The organism is Nocardia carnea, from assembly GCF_029868325.1.
GTDB classification, from domain to species: Bacteria; Actinomycetota; Actinomycetes; order Mycobacteriales; family Mycobacteriaceae; genus Nocardia; species Nocardia carnea_C.
The window spans coordinates 29,912-43,081 of the sequence record NZ_JARWNW010000096.1 but is presented as its reverse complement, the minus strand read 5'-3'; the positions used below and the strand labels follow the sequence as shown (position 1 = coordinate 43,081).

General features: G+C 67.8%; 13 protein-coding genes. 9 read left to right on the top strand and 4 right to left on the bottom strand.

Annotated features, from left to right (window positions below; all coding sequences use genetic code 11):
* Nucleotides 1–342: 342 nt before the first annotated feature.
* Nucleotides 343–498 (bottom strand): hypothetical protein, encoded by a 156-nt coding sequence (locus QH196_RS06270; protein WP_280414795.1) that lies wholly within the window; start codon nucleotides 496–498, stop codon nucleotides 343–345.
* Between the two features lie 168 nt (nucleotides 499–666).
* Here QH196_RS06270 and QH196_RS06265 point away from each other — a divergent pair, with 168 nt between their 5' ends.
* The 8 genes from QH196_RS06265 (at nucleotide 667) to QH196_RS06230 (ending at nucleotide 10,738) form a co-directional block, all read left to right on the top strand.
* Complete coding sequence (locus QH196_RS06265; protein WP_280414794.1) at nucleotides 667–2,382, top strand: acyclic terpene utilization AtuA family protein; 1,716 nt, start codon at nucleotides 667–669, stop codon at nucleotides 2,380–2,382.
* A complete protein-coding gene (locus QH196_RS06260) occupies nucleotides 2,379–3,530 on the top strand; it encodes an acyl-CoA dehydrogenase family protein (protein WP_280414793.1) in 1,152 nt (383 codons plus the stop codon). The genes QH196_RS06265 and QH196_RS06260 overlap by 4 nt, the downstream gene beginning before the upstream one ends.
* On the top strand, nucleotides 3,527–5,125 hold the full coding sequence (locus tag QH196_RS06255; RefSeq protein WP_280414792.1) for an acyl-CoA carboxylase subunit beta: 1,599 nt from the start codon (nucleotides 3,527–3,529) through the stop codon (nucleotides 5,123–5,125). Before QH196_RS06260 ends, QH196_RS06255 begins: the two co-directional genes overlap by 4 nt.
* Nucleotides 5,126–5,133: 8 nt before the next feature.
* A complete protein-coding gene (locus tag QH196_RS06250; RefSeq protein WP_280414791.1) occupies nucleotides 5,134–7,344 on the top strand; it encodes an acetyl/propionyl/methylcrotonyl-CoA carboxylase subunit alpha in 2,211 nt (736 codons plus the stop codon).
* Between the two features lie 2 nt (nucleotides 7,345–7,346).
* A complete protein-coding gene (locus QH196_RS06245) occupies nucleotides 7,347–8,507 on the top strand; it encodes an acyl-CoA dehydrogenase family protein (protein ID WP_280414790.1) in 1,161 nt (386 codons plus the stop codon).
* Nucleotides 8,508–8,683: 176 nt separating this feature from the next.
* Nucleotides 8,684–9,568 (top strand): enoyl-CoA hydratase family protein, encoded by an 885-nt coding sequence (locus QH196_RS06240; RefSeq protein ID WP_280414789.1) that lies wholly within the window; start codon nucleotides 8,684–8,686, stop codon nucleotides 9,566–9,568.
* 6 nt (nucleotides 9,569–9,574) lie between these two features.
* Complete coding sequence (locus tag QH196_RS06235) at nucleotides 9,575–10,177, top strand: TetR/AcrR family transcriptional regulator (RefSeq protein WP_280414788.1); 603 nt, start codon at nucleotides 9,575–9,577, stop codon at nucleotides 10,175–10,177.
* Nucleotides 10,178–10,318: 141 nt separating this feature from the next.
* On the top strand, nucleotides 10,319–10,738 hold the full coding sequence (locus tag QH196_RS06230) for a nuclear transport factor 2 family protein (RefSeq protein ID WP_280414787.1): 420 nt from the start codon (nucleotides 10,319–10,321) through the stop codon (nucleotides 10,736–10,738).
* Nucleotides 10,739–10,759: 21 nt separating this feature from the next.
* On the opposite strand, the gene QH196_RS06225 is transcribed toward QH196_RS06230, so the two are convergent.
* On the bottom strand, nucleotides 10,760–11,212 hold the full coding sequence (locus QH196_RS06225) for a MarR family winged helix-turn-helix transcriptional regulator (protein ID WP_280414786.1): 453 nt from the start codon (nucleotides 11,210–11,212) through the stop codon (nucleotides 10,760–10,762).
* Nucleotides 11,213–11,231: 19 nt separating this feature from the next.
* Here QH196_RS06225 and QH196_RS06220 point away from each other — a divergent pair, with 19 nt between their 5' ends.
* Nucleotides 11,232–11,897 carry an SgcJ/EcaC family oxidoreductase gene (locus QH196_RS06220; RefSeq protein WP_280414785.1) on the top strand — a complete coding sequence of 222 codons (666 nt, stop codon included), beginning with the start codon at nucleotides 11,232–11,234 and terminating at the stop codon, nucleotides 11,895–11,897.
* Nucleotides 11,898–11,936: 39 nt separating this feature from the next.
* Here QH196_RS06220 and QH196_RS06215 read toward each other — a convergent pair whose 3' ends face one another.
* Complete coding sequence (locus QH196_RS06215) at nucleotides 11,937–12,371, bottom strand: DoxX family protein (protein WP_280414784.1); 435 nt, start codon at nucleotides 12,369–12,371, stop codon at nucleotides 11,937–11,939.
* Between the two features lie 4 nt (nucleotides 12,372–12,375).
* Nucleotides 12,376–13,143 (bottom strand): ankyrin repeat domain-containing protein, encoded by a 768-nt coding sequence (locus QH196_RS06210; protein WP_280414783.1) that lies wholly within the window; start codon nucleotides 13,141–13,143, stop codon nucleotides 12,376–12,378.
* Between the last annotated feature and the right edge of the window lie 27 nt (nucleotides 13,144–13,170).

The following is a 13,170-nucleotide window of genomic DNA, read 5'->3' as shown; positions in this document are numbered from 1 at the left end:
CTTCCGGGGCGACCGGCGGTTGCCGCTTACTGCCGGGCCGCTTCTCGACGAACACAGCCGGGCAGCTTCTCGACCGGCTGCTGTGGCGGTACGCCGGTCCCACCCGGCGCAGATGGGCAGGACCGGCGTATCGACAGGGCCGGGAACCACCTGTCGCCGATGGCGGGGAGGCGGTTCCGGGACACCTGTCGATGACTGCCCCGTCGACCGCCGCCGGAAACCTCACAGCAGCGATTGCGCTGCCACGTGGACCGAGCGCAGTGCCGCGAGCCGCACACTCATTCGGCGCCGGGGGCGCGCCGGCTCGGCTCTACCGGCCGCCGGGAGTGGGCAGCAGCCTCGTCACAGCAACCAGAGCACCGCGCCCGCCGCCGCGAGCACCGCGGCCACGGCGAGGCTGATCGCGAGTGGGCGGGTGGTCTTCCAGGTGGAGTAGGCGCCGCCGATCAGGAATCCGGCGAGGGTGAACAAGAGCACTACGGCGACATCGGTGGACACGGCAACCCATTGTGCCTGGTCGCCCCGGGTCGACGCGGTCCGGCACGAACCTGCCGATTTAACAAGCACGCGTGCTTGATTTTTTTCCGGCCGCCTGTGATGCTGAACTCGTACACGACCAGCCCGGGCGCGCTTCCCCGCCCGTAGCGGTAGGAGGCGCAACCGCTGATGAGTGCTCTGGCCGACGATCCGGACATCATCCGGATCGGCAACTGTTCCGGGTTCTACGGTGACCGGCTGACCGCCATGCGCGAAATGCTCGAAGGCGGGCAGCTCGACGTGCTCACCGGCGATTATCTCGCCGAACTGACCATGCTGATCCTGGGTCGCGACCGGATGAAGGATTCCGGGCTGGGTTATGCCAAAACCTTCCTCCGCCAGCTCGAGGATTGCCTGGGTCTGGCGCTGGAACGCAAGGTGCAGATCGTCACGAACGCCGGGGGCCTGAACCCGGCCGGGCTGGCGGAGAAGGTGAGCGAACTGGCGGCCCGGCTCGGGCTGGACGTGCGGGTCGGTTTCGTCGAGGGCGACGACCTGCTCGATCGCGCCACCGAACTCGGTCTGGGCTCCCCGCTGACCGCCAACGCCTACCTCGGCGCCTGCGGTATCGCCGATTGCCTCACCGCCGGCGCGGATGTGGTGGTCACCGGCCGGGTCACCGACGCCTCGGTGGTCGTCGGGCCGGCGATCGCCCATTTCGGCTGGCAGCGCACCGATTACGACCGGCTCGCCGGTGCGGTGGTGGCCGGTCATGTGATCGAATGCGGCACCCAGGCCACCGGCGGTAACTTCGCGTTCTTCACCGAACTGCCCGATCTGGGCCGGCCCGGTTTCCCGCTCGCCGAGATCCGGGCGGACGGCAGCAGTGTGATCACCAAACACGCGGGCAGCGGCGGTGCGGTCACGGTCGATACGGTCGCCGCGCAGCTCATGTACGAGATCCAGGGTGCCCGCTATGCCGGACCCGATGTCACCACCCGGCTCGACACCGTCGAGTTGACGGCCGACGGCCCGGATCGGGTACTGATCAGCGGAGTGCAGGGCGAGCCGCCACCGCCGCAGCTCAAGGTCTCGCTGAACACACTGGGCGGTTTCCGCAACGAGATGGAATTCATCCTCACCGGACTCGATATCGAGGCGAAAGCCGAACTGGCGCAGCGGCAACTGGAATCCTGGCTACCGCAGCGCCCGGCCGAACTCGACTGGACCCTGGCCCGGCTCGACCGCCCCGATGCCGAGACCGAGGAACAGGCGAGCGCCCTGCTGCGCTGCGTGGTCCGCGACCCCGACCCGAACAAGGTGGGCCGCGCCTTCTCCAGTGTCGCCGTGGAACTCGCCCTGGCCAGTTATCCGGGCTGTAGTTTCACCACGCCACCCGGTAACGGTTCGCCCTACGGCGTCTACCGCCCGGGTTTCGTCGACGCCGCCGAGGTTCCGCATACCGCGGTGCGGCCGGACGGTTGCCGGGTTCTGGTGGGTGCGCCCTCGGAAACCCGGGAGCTTGCCGAGGTGCCCGAACCCGAACTCCCCGAACCGCTTCCGGTCGCACCTACGAAACGTGTTCCGCTCGGCAGTATCGCGATGGCCCGCAGCGGTGACAAAGGCGGTGATGCCAATATCGGTGTATGGGTCCGCACCGACGAGCAGTGGCGCTGGCTGGTGCATACCCTCACCGTCGATCGCCTGCGTGAACTGCTGCCGGAGACTGCCGGCCTGGCGGTCACCCGGCATGTTCTGCCGAACTTGCGGGCGCTGAATTTTCTGATCACCGGTCTGCTCGGCGAAGGCGTGGCCTATCAGGCCCGTTTCGATCCGCAGGCCAAGGGCCTCGGCGAATGGCTGCGGTCCCGCCATATCGATATACCGTGGGAGCTGTTGCCGTGAGCACTGTCTGGAACACGCCCGAACGCCGCGAATTGCGCGCTACCGTCCGCGCTTTCGCCGAACGCGAGATCCTGCCGTATCTGGACGATTGGGAACGTGACGGCGAGATCCCGCGGGACCTGCACAAGAAGGCCGGAGCGCTGGGACTACTCGGAATTCAGTTCCCGGAGGTCGTGGGTGGCGCCGGTGGGGACGGAATCGACGGGGCGATCGTCTGCGAAGAACTGCACTACGCGGGTGTTTCCGGCGGACTCTTCGCCTCGCTGTTCACCTGCGGTATCGCCGTACCGCATCTGATCGCCGCGGGCGATACCGAACAGATCGACCGATGGGTGAAACCGACCCTGGCCGGCGAGAAGATCGGCTCCCTGGCCATCACCGAACCCGGCGGCGGCTCCGATGTCGGTCACCTCACCACCAGCGCGCGCCGCGACGGCGACCACTACATCGTCAACGGTGCCAAAACCTACATCACCTCCGGTTGCCGGGCCGACTACGTGGTGACCGCCGTGCGCACCGGCGGTCCGGGCTCGTCCGGGGTATCGCTGCTGGTGGTGGAGAAGGGCACTCCCGGTTTCACCGTCGGCCGGAAACTGGACAAGATGGGCTGGCGCGCCTCCGATACCGCCGAGCTGTCGTACGAGGATGTGCGAGTGCCGGTGGCGAATCTGGTGGGTCCGGAGAATTCCGGATTCCTGCAGATCGCGGCGGCCTTCGTCAGCGAGCGGGTGGGCCTGGCCGTGCAGGCCTATTCGAGTGCGCAGCGCTGCCTGGATCTCACCCTGGACTGGGTGCGTAACCGGGAGACCTTCGGCCGCCCGCTCATCAGCCGGCAGTCCGTGCAGAACACCGTCACCGAGATGGCGCGCCGCGTCGACGTCGCCCGCGTCTACACCCGTGAGGTGGCCGCCCGCGCCGCAGCCGGGGAAACCGATCTGATCGCCGAGGTCTGTTTCGCCAAGAATACGGCTGTCGAGGCCGGGGAGTGGGTCGCCAACCAGGCCGTGCAGTTGTTCGGCGGCCTGGGTTATATGCGCGAATCCGAGGTGGAGCGCCAGTATCGCGATATGCGAATCCTCGGTATCGGCGGCGGGACCACCGAAATCCTCACCGGCCTGGCCGCGAAACGATTGGGGTATCAGGCATGACGACACTGCGCAGCACGCTCGACACCACCACCGCGGAGTACACGGCGGCGGCCGAGGCCATGACGGCCAAACTCGCCGAGGTCGAGGCAGAATTCGAGAAGGTTGTCGCCGGCGGCGGCCCGGAGAAACTGGCTCGGCACCGCAAACGCGGCAAGCTGACCGCCCGCGAACGGATCGAACTGCTCATCGACGAGGATTCGCCGTTCCTCGAACTGTGCCCACTCGCCGCCTGGGGCAGCGAATTCCAGGTCGGGGCGAGTACGGTCGCCGGAATCGGAGTCGTGGAGGGCGTCGAATGCATGATCGTCGCCCCCGACCCCACCGTGCGGGGCGGCACCTCCAACCCGTGGACGCTGCGGAAAACGCTGCGCGTCAACGACATCATCCGCGAGAACCGCCTGCCGGTGATCTCACTGGTGGAGTCCGGTGGCGCCGATCTGCCCACCCAGAAAGAGGTGTTCGTCCCGGGCGGCCGGATGTTCCGCGACCTCACCCAGGCCTCGGCCGCCGGGATACCGACCATCGCACTGGTTTTCGGTAACTCGACCGCGGGCGGCGCCTACATTCCCGGTATGTCCGACCACGTGGTGATGATCAAGGAACGCTCCAAGGTGTTCCTGGGCGGGCCGCCGCTGGTGAAAATGGCCACCGGCGAGGAATCCGACGACGAATCGCTGGGTGGCGCCGATATGCACGCCCGCGTTTCCGGTCTCGCCGATTACTACGCGCTCGACGAACAGGACGCCATCCGGATCGGGCGGCGCATCGTCAAACGGCTGAACTGGCGGAAACAGGGTCCCGCACCGCGGCCGTCGGTGCCGGCACCGCTTTTCGACCCCGAGGACCTGCTGGGTATCGTCCCGCCCGACCTCAAGATCCCGTTCGACCCGCGCGAGGTGATCGCCCGTATCGTCGACGGCTCCGATTTCGACGAATTCAAACCGCTCTACGGTTCGAGCCTGGTCACCGGCTGGGCCGAATTGCACGGCTACCCGGTCGGTATTCTCGCCAATGCCCGCGGCGTGCTCTTCTCCGAGGAATCGCAGAAGGCCACCCAGTTCATCCAGTTGGCCAACAAGACGAACACTCCGCTGCTGTTCCTGCACAACACCACCGGCTATATGGTCGGTAAGGAATACGAGCAGAAGGGCATCATCAAACACGGCGCCCAGATGATCAACGCGGTCTCCAATTCGAAGGTCCCGCATATCTCGGTGCTCATGGGCTCCTCCTACGGCGCCGGGCACTACGGTATGTGCGGCCGCGCCTACGACCCCCGGTTCGTGTTCGCCTGGCCCAGCGCGAAATCCGCGGTGATGGGCGGGGCGCAACTGGCCGGCGTGATCTCCATCGTCGGCCGCGCCTCCGCCGAGGCCCGCGGGCAGGCGTTCGACGAAGAAGTCGACGCCGGGATGCGCGCCATGGTCGAAGCGCAGATCGAGGCCGAATCGCTGGCCATGTTCATGTCCGGGCGGCTCTACGACGACGGTGTCATCGACCCGCGCGATACCCGCACAGTGCTCGGTATGGCCCTGTCGGCCATCCACACTGCACCTGTCCAGGGCGCCGAGGGCTTCGGCGTCTTCCGAATGTGAGGCCGGTCGTGACCGAACCACAGCTCATCACCACTGTTCTGGTAGCCAACCGCGGCGAGATCGCCCGCCGGGTCTTCGCGACCTGCCGCCGGATGGGGCTCGGCACCGTCGCCGTGTACTCCGACGCCGACGCGGCAGCCCCGCACGTGGCCGAGGCGGATGCGGCGGTCCGCCTGCCCGGAAACACCCCCGCCGAGACCTACCTGCGCGCCGACCTCATCATCGCCGCCGCGCAGGCCGCGGGCGCCGACGCCGTCCATCCCGGCTACGGTTTCCTCTCCGAGAACGCGGAATTCGCGCGCGCGGTACAGGCGGCCGGACTGGTGTGGATCGGGCCGCCCGTGACCGCCATCGAAGAGATGGGTTCCAAGGTCGCGGCCAAGAAGATGATGGACGCCGCCGGGGTGCCGGTGCTGGCCGAACTCGATCCCGGCGAAGTCACCGAGGATCAACTGCCGGTCCTGATCAAGGCTTCGGCCGGTGGTGGCGGGCGCGGGATGCGTGTGGTGCGCACCCTGGCCGAACTTCCCGAGCAGTTGTCCGGTGCCCGCCGGGAAGCCGAATCGGCATTCGGCGACCCTACGGTGTTCTGCGAGCGCTACCTCGAAACCGGCCGCCATATCGAGGTCCAGGTGATGGCCGATACACACGGCACGATCTGGGCGGTCGGCGAGCGGGAGTGCTCGATCCAGCGCCGGCACCAGAAGGTCGTCGAGGAGGCGCCGTCGCCGCTCGTCGAGCGCATCGATGCCGCACGGGCCGGTGACGCGAATGGATCTCCCCTCGCAGGTTCCACGGACGGGGCGCAAGGGCACGTGTCGGATGGACCATCGGACTCTGCGCCCACAGGTGGAGCGGACTCGGCTGCTTTCGGCGGCGCCCCGCCGGTCGCAAGGGACGGAAACCGGGTCGGAGCGGGTACACCGGCAGACGGCAGTATGCGTGGCCGGCTGTACGCAGCGGCCCGTCAGGCAGCCGCCGCAATCGGATACACCGGCGCCGGGACAGTCGAATTCCTGGCCGACGAATCCGGTGAGTTCTTCTTTCTCGAGATGAACACCCGGTTGCAGGTGGAACACCCGGTCACCGAATGCACCACCGGCCTGGATCTGGTCCAGCTCCAGCTGGAAATCGCCCAGGGCGGACAGCTCCCGGCGCAACCTCCCCCCATGCGCGGTCATTCGATCGAGGTCCGGCTCTATGCCGAGGACCCGGCGCAGGACTGGCAGCCGCAGAGCGGAACCGTACAGTGCATCGAGATCCCGGCGGTGGCAACCGAGTTCGATCTGCTCGAACGACCCGGTATCCGCTTGGATTCCGGTGTCGCCGACGGTTCGGTGGTGGGCGTCCATTACGACCCGATGCTGGCGAAGGTCATCTCCTACGGCCGCACCCGCGACGAAGCCGCCCGGCTGCTCGCCGGCGCGTTGCAGCGGGCCCGCATCCACGGCCTGGTCACCAACCGTGACCTGCTGGTCCGCGTGCTGCGCCACCCCGCATTCCTGGCCGGTGATACCGATACCGCTTTCTTCGCCACCCACGGCCTGGACAGCCTGTCCGAGCCGCTGGTGAGCCCGGAAGACGAGAAACTGTCGATCGTCGCTGCCGCGCTCGCCGAATCCGCCGCCAACCGGGCGCGTGCCACCGTGGTCGCGGGTGCGCCCAGCGGCTGGCGCAATCTGCCTTCGCAATCGCAACGCAAGTCCTACGAGAGCCGGACGAGCGGCATCCACGAGATCGGCTACCGGTTCACCCGCGCCGGGGTGACGGTCGCCGGGTTCGACGGCCTCGAACTGATCTCGGCCACACCCGATCAGGTGATCCTCGCCGTGCCGGGTGCGCACGGGCCGGTACGCCGCCAGTTCAACGTCGCCCGCTACGACGACCTGGTCTGCGTGGATTCCGCCCTCGGCCCGGTCGCGGTGCGGCGACTGCCCCGGTTCACCGACCCGGCCGACCAGGTCGCCACCGGTTCGCTGCTCGCTCCCATGCCGGGCAGTGTGATCCGGCTCGGCGCCGAGGTCGGCAGCACTGTCAGCGCCGGTCAGCCCATCCTGTGGCTGGAGGCCATGAAGATGGAGCACACCATCGCCGCCCCGGCGGACGGCGTGCTCAGCGCGGTCAACGTCGTGGTCGGTCAACAGGTCGATGTCGGCGCCGTACTCGCCGTGGTGGATCCCTCCGCCGAGGACCACGAACAGCCCGGAAACCAGGAGTAGCAATGAGCTTCATCGAAACCGACGAACGCAAAGAGCTGCGGGCCGCCGTCGCCGCGCTGGCCGCGAAATACAGCTACCGCGACTATGTACTGCCCAAGGCGCGGAACAACGAACCGCTCGACGAACTCTGGCAGGAGGCGGGCGGCCTCGGCTTTCTCGGCGTGAACCTGCCGGAGGAATACGGTGGTGGGGGCGCCGGTATGTACGAGCTGGCGCTGGTGATGGAGGAATTGTCCGCCCAGGGGGCCGGCCTGCTGCTCATGGTGGTCTCGCCCGCCATCTGCGGCACCATCATCACCAAATACGGCACCGACGCGCAGAAGTCCGAATGGTTGCCGAAACTCGCCGATGGTTCGGCCAAAATGGTTTTCGGTATCACCGAACCCGATGCCGGCTCCAATTCGCATCAGATCACCACCACCGCCCGCCGTGACGGGGACGACTGGCTGCTCACCGGCCGCAAAATCTTCATCTCCGGAGTCGATCAGGCCGAGGCCGTGCTGATCGTGGCCCGCACCGAGGACCACAAAACCGGCAAACTCAAGCCCGCGCTGTTCATCGTCCCCACCGACGCTCCCGGGTTCGAGAAGACCCCGCAAGAAATGGACATCATCGAACCGGACCACCAGTTCACCCTGTTCCTGGACGATGTCCGGCTCCCCTCGTCGGCCCTCGTCGGCAAGGAGGATGCCGCCCTCATGCAGCTGTTCGCGGGCCTGAACCCGGAACGCATCATGGGCGCGGCGATGGCCGTCGGAATCGGCCGCTACGCCATCGACCGGGCCGTCGAATACGCCAAGGAACGCACCGTGTGGAAATCCCCGATCGGGGCCCACCAGGGAATCGCGCATCCGCTGGCCCAGGTGAAAATCGAGGTCGAACTGGCCCGGTTGATGATGCTCAAGGCCGCCACCCTCTACGACGCCGGCGACGAGATGGGCGCCGCCGAGGCCGCCAATATGGCGAAATACGCGGCCGCGGAGGCCAGTATCAAAGCACTGGACCAGGCCATCCAGACTCACGGCGGTTCCGGGCTCACCACGGAATACGGCCTGGCCGCCATGCTCGGCGCGGCCCGGATCGCACGTATCGCCCCGGTGAGCCGCGAAATGATCCTCAACTTCGTCGCCCAGCATTCGCTGGGACTGCCGAAGTCCTACTGAGGTCCGGCCGGCAACCGGTCGGTCAGAAGAAGAGGAGGTCCGCGGATGACGAGGCTGAATACCCCGGCAGCGTCGCCGGTGGGCCCCGGCGATCCAGTGGTTCGTCCGGTGGCGCGAGCGTCGGGCCGGGTCGTCGCCTATCACGAATCGCCGCATACTTGTAAAGGCAGGCTCCCGTGACCGAATCTCCCGGCCAGGTGGTGCGCTACGCCGTCGAAGACGGGTTCGCGACCCTCACGCTCGACTCCCCGCACAACCGCAACGCCATCTCGTCCGCACTGGTGACCCAGCTTCTGGAAGGGTTCGAACGCGCCGCCGGCGATGCGGCCGTGCGCGGTGTGGTGCTCACCCACACCGGCAACACCTTCTGCGCGGGCGCCGATCTGAAGGAGGCGGTGGATGCCGACCCGGCCGCGGCGGCCGATATCCGCACCCAGTGGATGGTCCGGTTACTGCGCACGGTCCTGGAGCTGCCGAAACCGGTGGTCGCCCGGGTGGACGGCCATGTCCGGGCCGGCGGTATGGGTTTGCTCGCGGCCTGCGATATCGCCGTCGCGGGCCGCGGCAGCAGTTTCGCCCTCACCGAAGCCCGGCTCGGTTTGGCGCCCTTCGTCATCTCCTTGACCCTGTTGCCCAAGCTGACCGCCCGCGCCGCCGACCGCTATTTCCTGACCGGTGCGAAATTCGACGCCGATACCGCCGAACGGATCGGGCTCATCACCCTCGCCGCCGATGATCCGGCGGCGGCGACAGCCGGTCTGCTGGCCGAACTCCGGCAGGGCTCACCCCAGGGCCTCGCCGAGAGCAAACGCCTCACCACCGCCCGAGCGCTTGCCGAATTCGACCGCAGCGCGGAGGAATTGGCGCAGCGCTCGGGCCGTTTCTTCGGTACCCCGGAGGTGATCGAAGGAATGACGGCGTTTCTGCAGCGCCGGCCACCCCGGTGGGCGGCGGAACCGAGCGCGCCGCCGGCCGAGCCTGCCACCGCACGACAGACCCCGTCGCCACAGGACTCCGCCGGCTCCGCGGACCGGGCCGCGGAATCGCGCTCGGCAGAATAGACCGTTATGGCGACACCGAACGAACCCAAACAGGACCGCAGCCGGGCCACCCGGCAGCGGCTCCTGGAGGCGACCATCGACTGTCTGGCCGAAATGGGCTGGGCTGCCGCGACGGTTTCGGTGGTCGCCGAACGGGCCGGAGTCTCCCGCGGTGCCGCACAGCATCATTTCCCCACCAGGGAAGACCTGATCACCGCCGCCCTCACCTACATGTTCGACACCCGCACGGACCAGGCGATGAAGGCGGCGGTCACCGAACCCGGACCGGCCCGCACCGAAGCGGTCGTCGCGGGTCTGGTCGAGTCCTACACCAGCCCCCTCTTCAAAGCGGCTCTACAGGTGTGGACCCACGCCGCCGCCGACCCGGCGCTGCGCGAACGGATAGTCCCACTGGAGGCCCGTTTCGGTCGTGGCGCCCACCGCCGCGCTGTCGAAGCCCTCGGCGTCGACGATTCCGACCCGGTAACCCACCACCTGGTCCAGGCGACCCTCGACCTCGCCCGCGGCCTGGGCCTCGCCGATGTCCTCACCGATGATTCCGCCCGCCGCAAACAAATCGTCCACCAGTGGGCCGCCACCCTGCACGAAGCCCTCGAGGCTCGGCGGTAACTCCTGAGCAGCCGGGTCGTATCCGGGCGGCGGGTTGTCGTCGCCTCCGTCCTGCACGGATTCCTTTACCTCCCAGGTAATCGCCACACCGCATCGCGCACTGCGAATATCGGCTGACACGGAACGAATCAGGAGAACCCAGTGACCGAAACCGCCGTTGCCGAGACCACCCGCGCCACCGTCGAGAGGTTTCTCGCGGCCCGCTCCACCGCCGATACCGCGGCTCTCACCGCGTTGTTCGCCGACGAGGTCGATTGGCAGCTGGCCGCGAACCCCGTGGTGCCCTGGATCAAGCCCCGCCGCACCGCCGCCGAATGTGCCGCTCAGTTCGATGACCTGATGGCGCATGTCGTCCCCGAGGACGCCCGCGCCGATATCGATACCTTCCTGGTCGACGGAGCGGAGGCGGTTCTGTTCGGTCACGTCGCCGGTCGGGTACGCGCCACCGGAAAAACCTTCGAAGGCCCTTTCGCCCTGCGGCTGACCGTCGAGAACGGCCGCATCACCCGCCACCATCTCTACGAGGACAGCGTCTCCATCGCCCAGGCCTGCGTCCGCTGACCGGGGCCACCTCGCACCGATTCAGGCGTTCAGACTGGTCGTCACTTCGCGGTACGCCTGCGTGGCGGCGGTGAAATAGGCGGTCAGCCCATCCCGCTGTGCGGGAGTGAGTTCGGTGATCGCGGCGGCGATCGGTGCCTGCACGCGGCCCAGGATTTCGCCCAGTTGCTCGGGTTGCCGGCCGGTGGCGCGTACGAGTACTCGGCGGCGGTCCGCTTCGTCGGGTACTCGTTCGGCGAGGCCGGCGTTCGCCAGGCGGTCGACTGCGCGGGTGGTGGCGCTCGGGGATAAGCCCAGTCGTTCGGCCAGCTGTCCGGTGGTCATCGGTCCGTCCACATCGAGCAGGCTCAGGGCCTGGTAATCCGTGGCGCCGAGCCCGCATGCCTCGGCGGCGGCCAAGTGGAATTGGACGACCGAGGCGAGGTAGCGGCGATAGATCTCCGGGGCGACGGCGCCGTTGACATTCGATTGCATGGAAGCAATTATTGCATGCATGCACACAAAATCGAACTCGCCGGAGCACCCAACCGATACCGGCAAGACGCCCCCGCGTCCCGAGCGCACGCGCCGCAGATGGCCGTATGTCGCGGGTGCTGTGGCCGCGGCGATCGTGCTGGCGGGCGTGGGCGTCTATGGCTGGCTCCGGGCCACCTCCACAGTGGCGAACCCGGGAGCCGGCTCCTGCGAGGAAGTTCCGGTGAGTTGGGGCAGCACACCGCCGGACAGTCAGGCCCTCGCGGATATCTGCGCCACCATGGCCGGTCTCGTCACAGCCTGGGGTGAGAACGACGCGGCGGCATACGGCGCCTGGTTCACTCCCGACGCCACGTACACGACATGGGTCGGCACTCACTACGTGGGCCGCGACGATATCGTGCGCAGCCACCGCGCGCTCTTCGAGGGGCCGCTGGCCGGAACCGAGTTGGCGGACCGGTATCTCAGTTTGCGGTTCCTCACCGGAGAGGTCGCAGTACTGGTCACCCGCGGCGATACCTACGAGGGCGACGTGCCGGATTCACTCGCGAAAGTCCAGTCCTACACGTTGGTGCGGCAGGACGACGGCTGGCGAGTCGCCGCATTCCACAACACCGAACGCGGCAAGGTCATGGAACGTATCCAGTTCCTCTGGTATCCCGGAACTCGTCCCACTGCCGAATAGCGCCGTGCGGTCCATCGCCCGAACCGGCTGCGGCGCATATCAGGCCGGCACCGTCGACAGACGGTGCCACGGGACTCGCCCGCCCAGGATTCCGTCGATACTGAATCGGCCCGCGCCGGTACACAGCAACAGCAGCGCGCCGGCGCCGAGTGCCACCACCAGTTCGCCACCGCCCTCGCTCACGAACAGCCCTTTACCGATATGCGCGATCAGGTAAGCGCCGGTCATATTCGCGAACAGCAGCGCCGCCCAAATCGGTGTGATGGCACCGAAGATCAGGCCGGCACCGCCGACGAGTTCGATGGTGGCCGCGATGATCGCGGAGAGGTCCGGTAGCGGGGCGCCCATCGACTCGAACCCCTGCTGGGTTGCCGAAATGCCGTTGGTGAAGAACTTCTGCCAACCGTGGGCGAGGAAAACGATACCGAGGCCTGCGCGGGCCACCAGGATCAGCAGATTACGGAGAGTGCTCATGGTTTCAGTCCTTGTTCAGTAGTTCGACGATCGCCGACTGCCCGAGCCGCCGGGCATTGTCCAGAGCGGTGCGCCCGGCCCCGTCGCGGATCGACGGGTCGGCACCCGCCGCGAGCAGCGCCGCGACCACCGTCCGATACCGCGGCGACCCGTCGCCGTAGACGATCGCCTCGTGCATCGCGGTCCAGCCCGAGTCGTTGACGTGGTTCACATCCACACCCGCCTCGATCAATCGCCGTACCGTTTCGACGTGGCCGTGTTCGCAGGCGGGAATGAGCGCGGTTCCCCCGTAACGGTTGAGGCTGCGCAGATCGGCCCCGTGGGTGAGTGTCATCTCCAAGATCTCGTCCAGACCTTCCGCGCCGGCATACAGGTACGCCGAATCCGCGAGGTCGTCCGCGGCGTTGACATCGGCGCCCGCGTCGATGAGAGCCCGGGCGGCCGCGGTGGCACGATTCTTGGTGGCGGCGACCAGCGGTGTGCGGCCGCGCTCTCCCCGGGCCTCCACGTCGGCGCCCCGGCCGATCAACTCCCGGACCTGTGCTGCCTCGTTGTCGGCGGCCGCCTGCCACAGCTGCGCGTCGAGCGCGGGATCGGCGATCGGGGGTTGCGATACCGGCGGCGCGGCCGTGTGCTCGACAGGTGTGGCGGTGCCGGCGAATGGGGAAGGCGGCGGCGAGTCCGTCGGTTCCGTCGTGCACGCCGCAGCCCCGACGGATACCGCGGCGAACGCGGCGATAAGCGCTGCGCCGGGGCGCACGGTGGGCCTCATGGGTTCCTCCTGGTCGAGCGGTCCATT

What these genes read in the sequence shown, in the direction of transcription:
- QH196_RS06265 (WP_280414794.1), top strand. Translation starts at nt 667, where the DNA reads ATGAGTGCTCTGGCCGACGATCCGGACATCATCCGGATCGGCAACTGT.
- QH196_RS06255 (WP_280414792.1), top strand. Translation starts at nt 3,527, where the DNA reads ATGACGACACTGCGCAGCACGCTCGACACCACCACCGCGGAGTACACG.
- QH196_RS06245 (WP_280414790.1), top strand. Translation starts at nt 7,347, where the DNA reads ATGAGCTTCATCGAAACCGACGAACGCAAAGAGCTGCGGGCCGCCGTC.
- QH196_RS06235 (WP_280414788.1), top strand. Translation starts at nt 9,575, where the DNA reads ATGGCGACACCGAACGAACCCAAACAGGACCGCAGCCGGGCCACCCGG.
- QH196_RS06225 (WP_280414786.1), bottom strand. Translation starts at nt 11,212, where the DNA reads ATGCAATCGAATGTCAACGGCGCCGTCGCCCCGGAGATCTATCGCCGC.
- QH196_RS06220 (WP_280414785.1), top strand. Translation starts at nt 11,232, where the DNA reads ATGCACACAAAATCGAACTCGCCGGAGCACCCAACCGATACCGGCAAG.
- QH196_RS06215 (WP_280414784.1), bottom strand. Translation starts at nt 12,371, where the DNA reads ATGAGCACTCTCCGTAATCTGCTGATCCTGGTGGCCCGCGCAGGCCTC.
- QH196_RS06210 (WP_280414783.1), bottom strand. Translation starts at nt 13,143, where the DNA reads ATGAGGCCCACCGTGCGCCCCGGCGCAGCGCTTATCGCCGCGTTCGCC.